Annotated in this window: 11 protein-coding genes; 9 read left to right on the top strand and 2 right to left on the bottom strand. The window is 65.1% G+C overall.

What is annotated here, in order from left to right; genetic code table 11:
• The first annotated feature begins 346 nt into the window (after nt 1–346).
• Both serA and CKW39_RS13310 read left to right on the top strand, forming a co-directional pair.
• On the top strand, nt 347–1,543 hold the full coding sequence (gene serA, locus CKW39_RS13315; RefSeq protein WP_095798612.1) for a phosphoglycerate dehydrogenase: 1,197 nt from the start codon (nt 347–349) through the stop codon (nt 1,541–1,543).
• Between the two features lie 242 nt (nt 1,544–1,785).
• Nucleotides 1,786–3,480 carry a DASS family sodium-coupled anion symporter gene (locus CKW39_RS13310; RefSeq protein ID WP_095798611.1) on the top strand — a complete coding sequence of 565 codons (1,695 nt, stop codon included), beginning with the start codon at nt 1,786–1,788 and terminating at the stop codon, nt 3,478–3,480.
• Between the two features lie 93 nt (nt 3,481–3,573).
• Here the strand turns inward: CKW39_RS13310 and CKW39_RS13305 are convergent, their stop codons facing one another.
• Nucleotides 3,574–4,233: a Dps family protein gene (locus CKW39_RS13305; RefSeq protein ID WP_095798610.1), complete on the bottom strand. Its 660-nt coding sequence runs from the start codon at nt 4,231–4,233 to the stop codon at nt 3,574–3,576.
• A 188-nt stretch (nt 4,234–4,421) separates the two neighbouring features.
• Between CKW39_RS13305 and CKW39_RS13300 the strand changes: the two genes are divergently transcribed.
• Nucleotides 4,422–6,482: an NADPH-dependent 2,4-dienoyl-CoA reductase gene (locus CKW39_RS13300; protein ID WP_095798609.1), complete on the top strand. Its 2,061-nt coding sequence runs from the start codon at nt 4,422–4,424 to the stop codon at nt 6,480–6,482.
• A gap of 64 nt (nt 6,483–6,546) precedes the next feature.
• Here CKW39_RS13300 and CKW39_RS13295 read toward each other — a convergent pair whose 3' ends face one another.
• Entirely contained in the window at nt 6,547–7,203 is a 657-nt protein-coding gene (locus CKW39_RS13295) for a PepSY domain-containing protein (RefSeq protein ID WP_095798608.1), read from the bottom strand.
• Between the two features lie 210 nt (nt 7,204–7,413).
• On the opposite strand from CKW39_RS13295, the gene CKW39_RS13290 reads away from it, so the two are divergent.
• From CKW39_RS13290 to CKW39_RS13265, 6 genes are read left to right on the top strand one after another with little or no spacing between them, the layout of a single operon-like run.
• Nucleotides 7,414–8,235, top strand: a complete 822-nt coding sequence (locus CKW39_RS13290) for a DUF3662 and FHA domain-containing protein (RefSeq protein WP_095798607.1) — start codon at nt 7,414–7,416, stop codon at nt 8,233–8,235.
• A 1-nt stretch (nt 8,236) separates the two neighbouring features.
• The gene (locus CKW39_RS13285) at nt 8,237–8,755 is read left to right on the top strand and encodes an FHA domain-containing protein (RefSeq protein ID WP_095798606.1); all 519 of its coding nucleotides are present in this window, start codon (nt 8,237–8,239) and stop codon (nt 8,753–8,755) included.
• Between the two features lie 3 nt (nt 8,756–8,758).
• Nucleotides 8,759–10,303, top strand: coding sequence for a PP2C family serine/threonine-protein phosphatase (locus tag CKW39_RS13280; protein WP_095798605.1), 1,545 nt, complete (start codon nt 8,759–8,761; stop codon nt 10,301–10,303).
• Nucleotides 10,300–11,904, top strand: a complete 1,605-nt coding sequence (locus tag CKW39_RS13275; protein ID WP_254049424.1) for an FtsW/RodA/SpoVE family cell cycle protein — start codon at nt 10,300–10,302, stop codon at nt 11,902–11,904. The genes CKW39_RS13280 and CKW39_RS13275 overlap by 4 nt, the downstream gene beginning before the upstream one ends.
• A complete protein-coding gene (locus CKW39_RS13270; protein WP_095798604.1) occupies nt 11,901–13,346 on the top strand; it encodes a penicillin-binding protein 2 in 1,446 nt (481 codons plus the stop codon). The genes CKW39_RS13275 and CKW39_RS13270 overlap by 4 nt, the downstream gene beginning before the upstream one ends.
• Nucleotides 13,343–15,139: a protein kinase gene (locus tag CKW39_RS13265; RefSeq protein WP_095798603.1), complete on the top strand. Its 1,797-nt coding sequence runs from the start codon at nt 13,343–13,345 to the stop codon at nt 15,137–15,139. The genes CKW39_RS13270 and CKW39_RS13265 overlap by 4 nt, the downstream gene beginning before the upstream one ends.
• Nucleotides 15,140–15,145 lie beyond the last annotated feature (6 nt).

The following is a 15,145-nucleotide window of genomic DNA, read 5'->3' as shown; positions in this document are numbered from 1 at the left end:
GCGGCACGGGTTCTAACGACACCTCAGGTGCAGCGCGGGGTCCTAACGCCGCAAGAAGCGGGAAATGATACAGGGGCACGAAGCCGCCACCCATGCGGGGACCTGACGAGCGGGACCCGGCCGAGCGGCGTCGTCACCCTGGGTGTCGCTAGGACCGCGACCAACACGTGAGGTGCCGTAAGAACCCTTAACCGCAACGCCAAAGGTTCCAAGGAAACCTCAGGTGCAATGCAGGGTCCTAACGACGCATGAGGTGCGTGCACCAGCGACCGCCGCCCAGACCCGCCCCGCACGTAAGGCTCCGTAGCGGAGAAAACCCCGCGAATGCACGCATTAGGATGTCCGTGTGAAGGCCTTACTGCTTGAGAACATCCATACCGACGCCGTTGACCTCCTGCGCAGCCGCGGAGTGGAGGTCGAGACCCGCAAGGGTGCACTGGACCCCGCCGAACTGAAAGAAGCGCTGCACGGCGTGGACCTGTTGGGGATCCGATCGAAGACCCAGGTCACGCGCGAGGTGCTGGAAGCGCACCCGCAGCTGCAGACCATTGGTGCGTTCTGCATCGGCACCAACCAGATCGACCTGACCGCCGCCACGGACACCGCCACCGTGGTGTTCAACGCTCCGTACTCCAACACCCGATCCGTGGTGGAGCTGGCGATGGGCGAGATCATCGTCATGGCACGCCACCTCACCGACAAGAACAAGGCCATGCACGAGGGCGTGTGGGACAAGTCCGCCAAGGGCTCCCACGAGGTGCGCGGCCGCACGCTGGGCATCGTGGGCTACGGCAACATCGGCAAGCAGCTGTCCGTGCTGGCGGAGGCGTTCGGCATGAAGGTGTACTACTTCGACACCGTGGACCGCCTGGCCATGGGTAACGCCACCAAGTGCGACTCACTGGACGAGCTGCTGCAGTCGGTTGAGACCGTGACCCTACACGTGGACGGCCGCCCCAACAACGCCAACATGTTCGGGCGCGAGCAGTTCCGCAAGATGCGCCCGCGGTCGCTGTTCCTGAACCTGTCCCGCGGTCACGTGGTCGATCACGAGGCACTGCGTGAAGCCCTGGTCTCCGGTCACGTGGCCGGTGCCGCGGTGGATGTGTTCCCCACCGAGCCCAAGGCCGCCGGCGATCCGTTCACCTCGCCATTGCAGGGTCTGCCCAACGTGATCCTCACCCCGCACGTGGGTGGCTCCACCGCGGAGGCCCAGGAGAACATCGGTCAGTTCGTGGCCGGCAAGCTCGTCGACTACAGCCGCTACGGTTCCACGAGCCTGTCCGTGAACTTCCCCGAGGTGCAGCTGGATCCCGAGATCGTAGGCACCCGCCTGCTCCACATCCACAGCAACCTGCCCGGCGTACTGGCTCGCGTGAACTCGGTGCTGGGCGAGCACGGCATCAACGTTGACCGTCAGCAGTTGGTTACCAAGGGCCAAACCGGTTACCTGGTCACCGATTGCGGCAACGGCGTGACCCCGGAAGTTGTGGCGGCCATCGAGGCGCTGCCCGAAACCATTCGCGTGGCCACGGTCAACTAGCGCCCCTGGCGGGCGGCACCTAAGTGTTCGAGCGCCTCCGACTAAGCGCGGACAAGTGCCGCTCGCCACCAACGCGAGTTACCAACCCGAGCCACCACAACGAGCCGACGGCCCGTCCCGAATCACCGGGGCGGGCCGTTATCGCTCGTGACCCGCCGCGCGTCAAGGTTCCGGGGGAAACACTCAGTAAGTTCATAGAATAAATACCACGTAATTCCCATCACAATGACGTGGAGATCCCCATGAGCCATCCTGCGGTGCCCGGCGCGCACCTCAAAGACCTCGACCCAGATCCGCATCGCGGTGAGGAGATCGACTTCCAGTCCCCCGGCGAACGTGCCGAGGCCGAGGCCCACACAACTCACCGCATCAAATGGCTGGGTCTGGTGGTCGGCATCGGCCTGGCCTTGCTCGTGTACTTCCTGATGCCCGGCGATCTCGCCCAGGGCGCCCGCCTCACCGCAGCCACCGCCGTGCTCATGGGCACATGGTGGATGACCGAGGCCCTCCCCCTCCCCGCGACCGCCCTGGTTCCGCTGGTCGTGTTCCCGATCTGGGGCGATGACGTCAAATTCGACGATGTCGGAGCCTCCTACGGCAACAACGTGATCTTCCTGTTCATGGGCGGCTTCCTGTTGGCCCTGGCCATGCAGCGCTGGAACCTGCACCGCCGCATCGCGCTACTGACGGTCAAGGTCATCGGTACCAAGCCCACACAGATGGTCGCTGGCTTCATGGTGGCCACCGGTTTCCTGTCCATGTGGGTCTCCAACACCGCGACCGCCGTGATGATGCTCCCGATCGGCGTGTCCGTTCTGCTCCTGGTCACCAAGATCGGCAACGGCACCGACACCGGCGCGGGCCCCACCCCTGATTCCTCCGCCCCTGGCGCGCGTCAGAGCACCAAGGACGACGACGCCGCCCCGACCGATTCCGGGGCCGCTCCCGGCACCGATGTCGACCCACAGGACAGCTCCGTCAAGCAGGAGATCATCAAGTCCAACTTCGGCACGGCGCTGATGCTCGGTATCGCGTACGCCGCTTCGATCGGTTCGCTGGGCACCCTGATCGGCACCCCTCCCAACACCCTGATGGCGGGTTACCTCTCTGACGCTCACGACATCCAAATCGGCTTCGGTCAGTGGATGCTGGTGGGTGTGCCCGTGGCCGTGATCATGTTGGCGTTCTGCTGGTTCCTGCTCACCAAGGTGCTGTTCAAGCCCGAAATCACCGAGATCCCGGGCGGTAAGGAACTCATCCAGGACGAACTCCGCAAGCTGGGTCGCATGTCCTCCGGCGAGAAGCGCGTGTTGGCCATCTTCATCCTGGCCGCGTTGTCCTGGGTCTTCGTTCCCGTCATCTTCGACACCCCTCCCATCTCGGACGCCGGTATCGCCATGGTGGTCGGCCTGCTGCTGTTCTTCTGCCCGGCCGGCGCCGCCCGTGGCGTGCGACTGTTGGACTGGGACTCAGCGGTCAAGCTCCCCTGGGGCGTGCTGTTGCTGTTCGGCGGCGGTCTGGCGCTGTCCGCGCAGTTCTCCTCGTCCGGTTTGACCGAGTGGATCGGTGAACAGGCTCAGGGACTCGGTGGCATTCCCATGGTCCTGATGGTGCTGATCTTTGCGACCGGCATCCTGTTCCTCACCGAGCTGACCTCCAACACCGCGACCGCTGCGACCTTCCTACCCGTGGCAGGCGGCGTGGCCATGGGCCTGGGCATCGACCCGATGCTGCTGGCCATCCCCGTGGCACTGGCCGCGACCTGCGCGTTCATGCTCCCGGTGGCCACCCCACCCAACGCGATTGCGTTCGGCTCCGGGTACGTGACCATCTCGCAGATGATCCGCGGTGGCATCTGGCTCAACGTGTTCGCCATGGTCGTGATCACCATCGCCACCATGACACTTGCGGTCTGGGTCTTCGGCCTCACGTACTAGTGTTCACTCGTTCATGACCCCGACGAGGGACAGAACATACTGAGGGCCCGGAACCGTGCGGTTCCGGGCCCTCAGTATGTGTTTGGAAGGAGGTTACTTCTTCTTGTCGGCCTTCTTGTCCGACTTCTCCGCCTTCGCGGACTTGCTGGACTTGGTCGACTTAGTGGACTTGGTCGACTTTCCCGACTTGTCCGTGGCCACCGAATTGGCGGCACCCTTCTCAGTGCTGGCACTGGAGTTCTCCAGCTGCCCGGACACGGACTCGATGTGCGAGCGCATGAACCACTGGAACAGCTCGAGTCCCTTGACCTGACCGATCAGCATGTCCTCGGTGATCGGATCGACCTTGCCGGCCTTCTCGATGGCCTTGCGGTGGTCCTTGATCACACCGGAGTAGACCAGATCCAGAGCGGCCAGGTGCTCCACACCGGTGGCGCGCATCACGTCGTAGTCGTCCCACTTGCGGGACGCAACGATGGCTCCGGGCAGACCGTTGGGCGACACGCCCATGGTGGCCATGCGCTCGGCAACCTCGTCCACGAAACCGCGAACGGTCTCGATCTGCGGGTCCAGCATCTCGTGCACGGAGATGAAGTTGGGGCCCACTACGTTCCAGTGCGCGTGCTTGAGCGTCAGCTGCAGGTCGTTCAGGGCGTTCAGGCGCTGCTGCAGCGTGTCAGCCAGAGCGTGACCCTCGGTGGTCGTGAGACCCGGAACCGTGTAGCTGGCGTTCTTGGTGGACTTCTTAGCCATGTGAACCTCCTTGTGCACCCGGCGGACTGAAAACTCGCCGCTGTCATGGTGCGGTTTATTTTGATGTATTCATAATAACAACTTCCGAAACGCTCCACCAGGCAGGACGCTTCGCCCGCGGAGTAATTAGTGACGCGGGTCACCGATCACCTAGTCTGGGAACAAGTACCTGAGACTTGGAGTATCGGATGACCGCGCACTACCAGCACTTACTGTCCCCCCTCACCGTGGGTTCCACAACCCTCCCCCACCGCGTGATCATGGGGTCCATGCACACCGGCTTGGAAGAGAAGGAGGGCGGTGAGCATGAACTCGCAGCCTTCTACGTCGAGCGCGTTCGCGGCGGCGCGGGCCTCATCGTCACAGGTGGCGTCTCCCCCAACGCCGAGGGGGCCACGCGGAAGAACGGCGCCCACCTCAGTTCCGAGGACCAGCTACCGCGCCACCGGGTCGTTACCGATGCCGTTCACGACGCCGGCGGTTTCATCGCCCTGCAGCTCATGCACTCCGGGCGTTACGGCATGCACGAGCACGCGGTCGCACCCTCGCCCATTCGGGCCCCCATCAACAAGGTGACGCCGCGAGAACTGTCCGACAGCGACGTCGAACGCACCATCGAGGATTTCGCTCACGCCGCGCAGCTGGCCCAGCGGGCCGGCTACGACGGCGCGGAGATCATGGGCTCCGAGGGCTACTTGATCAACGAGTTCCTGGTCGAGCACACGAATCAGCGCACCGATCGCTGGGGCGGCTCGCCGCAGGCCCGGCGCCGCTTCGCCACAGAGATCGTCCGACGCGTCCGCGAGCGCACGGGCCCGGATTTCCTGGTGATGTACCGTCTCTCCGCCCTGGATCTGGTGCCGGACGCCCAGGAGTTCGAGGATGTCCTGGCCCTGGGCCGCGAAGTGGAAGAGGCCGGCGCCTCCATCATCAACACAGGCATCGGCTGGCACGAGGCTCGCATCCCCACCATCGCCACCAGCGTGCCCGGCGCGGGATTCACGTGGGTCAGCCGCGCGCTGCGCGAGAACCTGAGCATTCCGATCTCCACGGTCAACCGCATCAACACTCCCGAGCTCGCCGAGGAGGTCCTGGCGCGCGGCGACGCGGACCTCGTGTGCATGGCCCGCCCGTTCCTGGCCGACGCCGCATTCGTCGCCAAGGCACGCGAGGCTCAGCCGGACCGGATCAACACGTGTATTGCGTGCAACCAGGCGTGCCTGGACCACACGTTCACGGGTCAGCGCATGTCCTGCCTGGTCAATCCGCAGGCGATGCGGGAAACGGACCTGATTCTCGGCCCCACCCGCACGGCCGAACAGATTGCCGTGGTGGGTGCGGGACCCGCTGGGCTGGCGTTCGCGGAAGCAGCGGCGGAACGCGGTCACCGCGTCACGTTGTTCGAGGAGCAGCCCGAACTCGGTGGCCAGTTCCAGCTGGCCCGTCGAATTCCCGGCAAGGAGGACTACGCGCACACGATCCGCTACTTCTCCACTCGGTTGAAGGAGCTGGGAGTCACGGTGCGCACCGGCCACCGTGCCGCCCAGGAGGATCTGGCCTTCGCGGACCGGGTGGTCATCGCGGCCGGTGTGGACCCCCGTCAACCCGGAATCCCCGGGGTCACCGGGCCCACGGTGCTCGGCTACAAAGAGGTCTTGGAGGGCGCCCCGGTCGGTCAGCGGGTCGCAGTGATCGGCGCGGGCGGCATCGGGTACGACGTCGCGCACTTCCTCACGCACAATCCCTCCGCGGACTTCTATGCCGAATGGGGCATTGACCGCTCGCTGGAAGCACGCGGCGGGCTACTCGCACCCGCACCCGAGCCCCCGTTGCGTCAGGTCACCGTCCTTCAGCGGAGCACCACCAAACCCGGCTCACGCCTGGGCCCCACCACGGGCTGGATCCACCGCTTGGAACTACGCATGGCCAACGTGGTGTTCATCACCGGAGTGGAATATCAGGACATCACGGACCGCGGCGTCCGCATCTCCGTGGCCGCGCCGGGACCGGCCGGAGGTGTCATCGAGGAGGGCGGCGGCGTCGCCCTCGAGAACCCGCGCACGGAAACCCTGGTCGAGGTGGACACCGTGGTGCTGTGCGCGGGCCAGGAATCCCGCAACGAGCTGGCTCGGGAACTGGCCGGGGACTCGCGGCCCGTCCACGTGATCGGCGGCGCGGATGTGGCCGCGGAACTGGATGCCAAACGGGCCATCAAACAGGCTGTGGAATTGGCAGCGGCCCTGCCCTGAGCACCCACCGAAAGGTAGTGCAGGGCAGAGCCGCTGTTCACGAACGCAAGACCCGAGCTGCGGGTCAGTTGTCGGCGCGTACCGAGCCCTCGGTCGCATCCACGTAGTACGTGGCATCGCGATCGTCGATGTCCAGCTCAACTTCCCAGTTGAGGGTGCCGTTGTCCTCGTCCAGGGAGGCGTCGTCGAACAGCACGGTGCCGTCCTGTGACGAGGCCTCTTCGAAGACGCGCTTGATGGCCTCGTCGATGGAGATGGAGGCCTGACCCAATTCGTCCAGGTCATCCTGGTCCGCGTTGCCGTCCTCCCGCTCGTTGGTGATGTTCTGGCCCGCACCATCCACGGTGACATCGTGCTTGGTGTCGTTCTGGATGACCTCGACCTCAAAGACGTTGTTCCGACGGTCGTAGTCGATGTCCGCCACGTCGCCGCCCTCGTACTTGGCAAGAACGGTCTCCACCGCTGCCAGCGACGCAGCCTCGCCGCCGTCCTCGTCACTCGCCGACGCGGAGCCCGAGGCGTCCTCGCTGGGGTCGGAGGCCTGGCCGTCGCTGGGATCATCGGTGATCTCGGCGGTGGACTCGTTTTCGGGCACGGCCGCGGTAGTCTCCGCGGGGGCTTCCGCGGCGGGTTCGTCGTTGTTGGCTCCGCAGCCGGTGAGCAGGAGCGCACCGATCACGGCGGAGGAACTCAGGGTCAGAATTTTCTCAGTGTGCTTCATACGTCAATTATCCCGCTTACCCGCGAGTTTTAGGGGATTACCTCGGACTCTTCGCTCGCAATGAAAACTGCCGACGGGCACCCCCCTGACTTTCACCGGCTACTCAGCCAGGGTGTCTACTATTCTGGGGACTACTCACCGTCACACGCCCACCTCCCCCGGTCGGCGCGCACACGAGACCGCCACGGGTTGGCGTGGAAGGAGGCGGCAGTGGGTTTTTGGACCGGTTTGGAAAGCGGTATCGAAAAGGCCGTACGCACCGCTTTCACCGCGGGTTCCCGCAAACGAGTTGAAGCCGTGGAGATCGCCAGCGCCCTGCGCCGTGAACTCGATCAGGAATCATTCACGATCTCCGCCGGGCGCACCATGGCACCCAACGTCTTCACTGTCCAGTTCTCGGACGACGATTTCCCCCGCGCCCAGGAATGGGGCACGCAACTGGCCGAAGAACTGTGCGACGTGATCATCCGGCACGCGCGGTCCCAGGCCTACACGCTGCAGGGTGCCGTTCGGGTCAGCTTCATCCGCAACCCGGATCTCGAGGCCGGGGAGTTCCAGATCGTCTCGTCCTCCGAACGCACCGACGTTGGCACCGTGTCCTCGGGGAGTTCCTCCGGAGCGGCGTCGGCCTCGGTACGCGCCCCGGAACCACCACCCGCCCCGCGTCAGGAATCACGCCCGGCCCCGTTCGACGCCGCTCCCGGCCCAGGCCACGAGCCGCACCAAGCCGTCGAGTACGTCCCGGTCATCGAAGTCAGCGGTGAACGTTTCTCCCTGAACGCCCCCGCCGTGAGCGTAGGCCGTTCCACCGAGGCGGACATCACCGTGGAGGACACCGGCGTTTCCCGAAAGCACCTGGAAATCCGGCGGCAGGGCCAGCACTACATTGCTGTGGATCTGGGCTCCACCAATGGTTCCTACGTTGACGGTGAACGCGTGCAGGGTCGTGCCGAGCTGGTCAACGGATCCGTGATTACCATGGGGCGAACCCGTTTGGTGTTCCGGTTGCTACTCCCCAAGGAAGGGCGCTGACGTGTCTGAGCTGACCATCACGCTGTTGCGCTTCGGTTTCTTGGCGTTGCTGTGGATCTTCATTTTCGCCGTCATTGCCTCGCAGGCGCGCGACCTTGCGGTGGGCAACAAGGCCCGGGCCGCTGTGCAGAACGCGCGGAACAAGCGCACATCCGCACGCAAGGAACGTCCCGCCAAGCAACCCGCCGCCAATGGATCCGGTCCCACCACCACGGGTGGCACACGGCACCGCCCCCGAAACCTCATGATCATCGAAGGGCCCCTGTCCGGCAGCAGTTTCCAGCTCGGTTCCGCGCCCGTCCTGCTCGGTCGCTCCAACGAAGCCACGGTTCCGCTCGAGGACGACTACGCCTCCGGCCGCCACGCCCGACTGTTCCCCCAAGGTTCACGCTGGTTCCTCGAGGACCTGGGCTCCACCAACGGCACATTCGTGCAGGGTCAGAAACTCTCCCGCGCGGCGGCTGTCGAACCCGGCATGCAGTTTCGGGTGGGGCGAACCGTCATGGAACTGAGGCCCTAACTCATGCCCATTGCTTTCCGCTTTGCCGCACGCTCGGACGTCGGCCGGGTCCGCTCCAAGAACGACGACTCCGCGTACGCGGGTCGCTACTTGGCCGTGGTCGCCGATGGCATGGGCGGCCACGTGGGTGGCGACGTCGCTTCGGCATCGGCCGTCATCGACCTCACCCACCTGGATCACCCGGGTCACGAAGGTGAAGCCGAAACGATCTTGGCGGACGAGATCCAGAACGCCAACCAGAACCTGGCCAAGCTGGTCCAGACCAACCCCCGTCTGGGTGGCATGGGCACCACGGTGACTTCGCTGCTCATCGACGGCGACTCGATTTCCGTGGCCCACATCGGTGATTCACGTGCGTACCGCTGGTCCGAGGATGAAGGCTTCAGCCAGGTCACCACGGACCACACGTTTGTGCAGCGACTCATCGACGAAGGCCGGTTGCGGCCCGAGGAGGCAGAAAGCCACCCGCACAAGAACGTGCTCATGCGCGTGCTCGGCGACGTGGACGCCTCCCCCGAACTCGAAGTACAAACCATTGCCCCCAAGGTGGGTGAACGCTGGCTGTTGTGCTCGGACGGCCTCAACGCGGTGGTCAACGCGCAGACCATTGAATCGATCATGCGCTCGACCGGAGACCTCAACCAGATCGTGAACTCCCTGGTGGAACTCACCCTGGACCGCGGAGCCCCGGACAACGTGACCGTGGTGGTCGCCGAGGTCCAGGAAATCCCCCAGGGCAGCGAACCCGCCCCCACCACGGGTGAAACCGTGGGTGCAATACCGGACGAGAGCCGCACCTCGGACGAACAGCTCGCGGACGAAGAGCTCTGGAACTCGAGCCTGGACTCCCCCGTGGCCGGTGCCGGCTACACGGACAATCACCGCACACCGGCGGAAGCCGAAGAATCCTCGGCCGCCGCGTTGCGTCGGGACCTCTCAGAACGCCCCCACCTGCTGGTGGGCGCCGCGGCAAACGCCACCCAGACGGGTCGCATCCCCACCGTGACCGATTCCGTGGCCCAACGCCGCGCCACCCTGCTGCGCACCTCCACCCTGGACATCCCGTCAGACCCGGACGAGGTCAGGAACGCCCTGTTCGGCGAGGGCCGGCAGCGAAAGGGCGGCAAGCGGCGTCGTGCGCTGGTCATCGGTCTGTTGGGCCTCGCGGCGCTCGCGCTACTGCTGGGCGGCTGGGCCGCCAAGTCCTGGACCTCTTCGCAGTACTACGTGGGCGAGAACGACGGGAAGGTGGCCATTTACAACGGTGTGTCCCAGAGCCTGGGCCCCATCAGCCTGAGCGAGTTGAACAGCACCACCACCATTGAGGTGGACAGTCTGCCCAATTACGTACAGGAACGCGTGCGCGGAACCATTCCCGCGGGAAGCCACCAAGAGGCCGAACGCATCGTGACCGAGCTGGCGAGCTCCGGGGACGGCGAACCCAGCCCGCAGCCCACGGGCCAGGTCAGGGTCATCACGCCCACGCCGGAGGATTCTCGCTCCCCCTCCGCCACTCCGGAGAACAGCAATGGGGGTGATGGCTCGTGAGCAATGCCGTGACAAGCGCTCCCCCGAACGCTCCTGACGAGCAGGTCACGCCCAAACCCCGGCGGATCACGGAGCTGTTCCTGCTGCTGATCGCCTTGGCCATTGGAATCGGCGCCAACATCCTGGTGGATCCTGATCAGCTGACCGAGGACCCGGGGCGCATCATCACGAGCGGTGCGGTACTGGCCGGCGGCGGCTTATTGATCCACGTGGTGTTGTGGATCCGCGCCCGCTACGCGGATCCCTACCTGCTGCCCACTGCCGTGACCCTCAACGGTCTCGGCCTGGCCATGATCCACCGCATCGATCTCTCCACGGGACAGACCGCCTCCGACACCCAAGTGGTCTGGACCGGGTTGGCCATGGTGGTCGCGTGCGTCGTGCTCTGGTTGCTCAAGGACCACCGCCTGCTCCGCAAGATCACCTACATTTCTCTTCTGTTGTCCGCGTTGCTCCTGCTCTTGCCGATGGTGCCCGGCCTGGGTGTGGAGATCAACGGCGCACGGCTGTGGATCTCCGTGGCCGGACGGACGTTCCAGCCCGGTGAGATCGCCAAGATCACCCTGGCCATTTTCTTCGCCGGATACCTGTCCACCAACCGCGACCTGATCATGCTGGCCGGCCGCAAGATCGGCCCGGTACGGCTGCCGCGTTTCAAGGACATTGCTCCGATGTTCGCCGCATGGCTGATCGCCATCGGTGTGCTCGTGCTGCAGCGTGACCTGGGCACCGCGATCCTCTTCTTCGGCCTGTTCCTGGTCATGATCTACCTGGCCACCGGCCGCATGGGATGGATCGTCCTGGGCGTGACGCTCATGCTGGTGGGCGGCTTCGTGGCGAGCCGCATCTTCTCCCACGTGAGCCTGCGTCTGGATTCCTGGCTCAACGCCTTTGAACCCGAGGTCTACAACCGCTCTCCAGGTGGCTCCGGTCAGATCGTCCAGGGACTGTTCGGGCTGGCCTCCGGTGGGTTGTTCGGTCAGGGGCTGGGCCAGGGCCGCCCGGATCTGGTCTCCTATGCCAATTCGGACATGATCATCACCGCGTTCGGTGAGGAGCTCGGCCTGATCGGTCTGGGCGCCATTCTGTGCATGTTCCTGCTGTTCGCAACCCGCGGCCTGCGCGCCGCCCTGGGTACCCGTGATCACTTCGGCAAGCTGCTGGCCGCGGGACTCTCCGCGCTCATGATCATCCAGTTGCTCGTGGTCATCGGCGGTGTGACCCGGTTGCTGCCGCTGACGGGTTTGACCACGCCATTCATGTCCGCCGGTGGTTCCTCCTTGCTGTCTAACTGGATCATCACCGCGGTCCTCCTGGCCATCTCGCACACGGCCCGTCGACCGGTCCTGACCGGCCCGGCCACCGACGAGGACTACGCGGAACTCCAAGCTCATGTGAAGGCCACGCGTGATGACCAGGAGCGGGAGGGTGAGCTCGATGACTCCGAGCCCACCACCGAGTTGTCCTCCTCGGTCGCCGGTACGGGTGGACCCCACGACGACGCAGGCACGGCCACCGAAGTCATCTCCCGGATCCGAGGGCGTTCCGGTTCGAAATCTTCAGATCAATCGGGCTCGACCCCGGAAGGAGGAACACAATGAACACGTCCATTCGTCGACTGTGGTTCGCGTCCGTGGCCATTGTGATGGTCCTTCTCCTGGCGCTGACCTACGTGCAGTTCTTCGCCGCCAAGTCACTCGAGGCCAATCCCTGGAACAACCGGGCCCTGTACGAGCAGTTCGGCTCGGATCGCGGGTCCATCCTGGTGGGTGGCGAGGAGATCGCGAAGTCCGTTCCGTCCCAGGACGATTTCGAGCACCAACGCGTGTACGAATCCTCTCCGCTGTACGCACACCTGACCGGGTACTTCTCGCTGGTCTACGGCGCCACCGGGCTGGAAGCGACCATGGGTGAGCAACTGTCCGGAGCCTCGGACGAGCAGTTCTACAACCGTGTGGTGTCCCTGTTCTCGGGTAATCAGCCCACCGGTGCTTCCGTGGAACTCACGCTGGACCCCGAACTGCAACGCACCGCGCACGATCTGCTGGAGGGCCACAAGGGATCAATCGTGGCGGTGAATCCGCAGACCGGCGAGATCCTGGCCATGGCCTCCAGCCCCGGTTACGATGCAAACCGCTTGGCGTCCCACAACGCGGACGAAGTGGTCTCCGCCGCCGACGAGCTCAACAGCGACCCGGACAAGCCCTTGGAGAACCGCGCCATCGCCGGCGACCTCTACGCACCGGGGTCCACGTTCAAGATCATCGACACCGTGGCGGCCCTGGAGTCCGGTCAGTACGACACCGATTCCACGCTGCCCAACCCGGCGGAACTTCCGCTACCGGGTACCACGGTCAACCTGCCCAACTACCGTCAGGGTGGCTGCGCGGCCCGCACCGAGGTGAACCTGGAGTTCGCCCTGGAGCAGTCCTGCAACACGCCGTTCGCGTCGATCGCCATGGACCTCGGTCAGGACGCCATCAGCAAGACCGCGGAGAACTTCGGCTACGGACAGGACCTGTCCATTCCGCTGCAGGTGACTCCCTCACTGTTCCCGGAGGACATGAATGACTCCCAGCTCGCTCTGTCCTCGATCGGCCAGTACGACGTCCGCACCACTCCCCTGCAGGTGGCCATGATGTCCGCCGCGATCGCCAACGACGGTGTGATGATGAAACCTCAGCTGGTGAAAACCGTGCGCTCTTCCGATTTGTCCGTGATCCAGGACTTCGAGGCCGAGCAGCTGCGCCGTTCCACGGATCCGGAGACCGCCCAAACCGTCAAGGACCTCATGGTGCAGGTCGTCAGTGACGGTATCGCCGGCGGCGCTGCCGTTCCCGGTGTGGAAGTAGGCGGCAAAACGGGTACCGCAGAGCTGGGAACCGAAGCAGGATTGAACGACTCGTGGTTCACTGGTTTTGCGCCCGCAAACGACCCCCAGATTGCGGTGGCAGTGGTTATCGAAGACGTAGACGTAACCACCGGTGCACAGTTGACCAGTCCGAGCGCTAAGCAACTCTTTGAGGCGGTGTTGAACCAGTGAGACCATCGTCGAACACCATTTTGGGCGGGCGCTACGCACTCACAGAACGTATCGCCATAGGCGGCATGGGAGAGGTCTGGAAAGCAAAGGACCAGGTCCTGGGCCGCATCGTGGCCGTCAAGATCTTGAAGGACGAATACAACGGCGACCCGACCTTCTTGCAGCGATTCCGTGCCGAGGCTCGGCACACCGCGCTGCTCAACCACCCCGGCGTGGCCAATGTCTTCGACTACGGCGAGGACGAAGGCTCCGCGTTCCTGGTCATGGAGCTGGTTCCGGGTGATCCGCTGTCCAACGTGATCGATCGCAAGAAGTCGCTCGAGCCGGACACCGTTCTGAACTACATCGGGCAGACTGCCCGCGCCTTGGCCGCTGCTCATGCGCAGGGTCTGGTACACCGCGATGTGAAGCCGGGCAACCTGATCATCACCCCGGACAACCGGGTCAAGGTGACGGACTTCGGCATCGCCCGCTTGGCGGATCAGGTGCCGCTCACTGCCACCGGTCAGGTCATGGGCACCGCCCAGTACCTGGCGCCGGAACAGGCCACGGGCCAGACCGCCACGGGCTCCTCCGATATCTATTCGCTGGGCATCATCGGCTACGAACTGCTGGCTGGGAAGCGACCGTTCACCGGTGAATCCCAGATCGCCATAGCCCTGGCCCAGGTCAACGATCCGCCACCGCCGCTTCCGGACAGCATTCCGGAACCGGTTCGCGCGCTGATCATGTCCATGCTCGCCAAGGATCCGCAGGACCGCCCGGAGAACGCCGGCAAGCTGGCCAACGCCGTGGATGCACTCCGACGCAACGACGTGAAGTCCGCCGTGGCCATGGTTCCCGGGATGGCTCAGTTCCTCCCCGACCACCCCGAGGACGACCAACCCACCGAGGCGATCTCCCCGGTCAAGGATGATCGCACCCGGCCCATGCCGCGTTCCACGGGTTCGGCAGCCGTACCGGCGGTCGTCGGTTCCGCAGCCGCCGCCAATAGACCGGATCCCAAGTACAGTGCCCACCCCTCCACCGCACAGTTCGACGCCGTGGAGCACTCCGACTCCACGGGCAAGGGTGGCTCCGAATCGGCTGGTCGGCGTCAGTCTCCGTGGCCCTGGGTGCTGCCCCTGGTGTTGCTCTTGCTGGGCGGCGTGATCTTCGGACTGTGGGCTCTGGGCAACCGGGACGATGGCGATTCCACTCCGCAGGGCACCGTGACGTCTTCCACCGCGAGCCCCTCCGCGGAGATGGTCACGCTTCCGGCGAGCATCGTGGGCCAGAACGGTGACGAGATAGCCAATGACATCGCGCAGCTCGGTGTGAACGTGGACAAGCGGCTGCAGCAGGGAAGTGGTAACCCCGATGGCACCGTGATCTCCTCGGACCCTGAAGCGGGCACCGAGGTCGCCGTGGGTTCCACCGTGATCCTCTACGTCGCGTGGTCTCCCGAGGCCAGCAACAATGGCGGCGGCCAGCAGGATTCGGAGGCTCCCGCGCAGGATGCCCCGGCCACACAGAACCCCGCGCCGGAGCAGACGCAGGCACCGCAGCCCGCCGAGCCCACCCAGGCTCCCGACGACGCCCCGGCCGCCACCCAGAACCCCGGGGCCCGCGATGATTCCGCGGCCACCCCGGCGGCAGAAGCCGCCGCCGATCCCGACGCCGCGGCGTCGTCACCCGCGGACGGTCAGCTGCAGAGCGTGGCCGAGGCTCCGCGCTCGGATGCTGCCCAGGGCCAGCAGAGCGTGAGCGGCGCCGAGCAGGGTTCCGGTGCCGGCACCGGAACCGAGGGGTGACCCAGC

It is taken from the genome of Kocuria sp. WRN011 (genome assembly GCF_002295155.1).
GTDB lineage: Bacteria > Actinomycetota > Actinomycetes > Actinomycetales > Micrococcaceae > Kocuria > Kocuria carniphila.
This window is presented reverse-complemented; position numbering and strand designations above follow the sequence as displayed.

Coding starts and splice junctions, on each gene's coding strand:
- CKW39_RS13310 (WP_095798611.1), top strand. CDS start 1,786: ATGAGCCATCCTGCGGTGCCCGGCGCGCACCTCAAAGACCTCGACCCA.
- CKW39_RS13305 (WP_095798610.1), bottom strand. CDS start 4,233: ATGGCTAAGAAGTCCACCAAGAACGCCAGCTACACGGTTCCGGGTCTC.
- CKW39_RS13300 (WP_095798609.1), top strand. CDS start 4,422: ATGACCGCGCACTACCAGCACTTACTGTCCCCCCTCACCGTGGGTTCC.
- CKW39_RS13295 (WP_095798608.1), bottom strand. CDS start 7,203: ATGAAGCACACTGAGAAAATTCTGACCCTGAGTTCCTCCGCCGTGATC.
- CKW39_RS13280 (WP_095798605.1), top strand. CDS start 8,759: ATGCCCATTGCTTTCCGCTTTGCCGCACGCTCGGACGTCGGCCGGGTC.
- CKW39_RS13270 (WP_095798604.1), top strand. CDS start 11,901: ATGAACACGTCCATTCGTCGACTGTGGTTCGCGTCCGTGGCCATTGTG.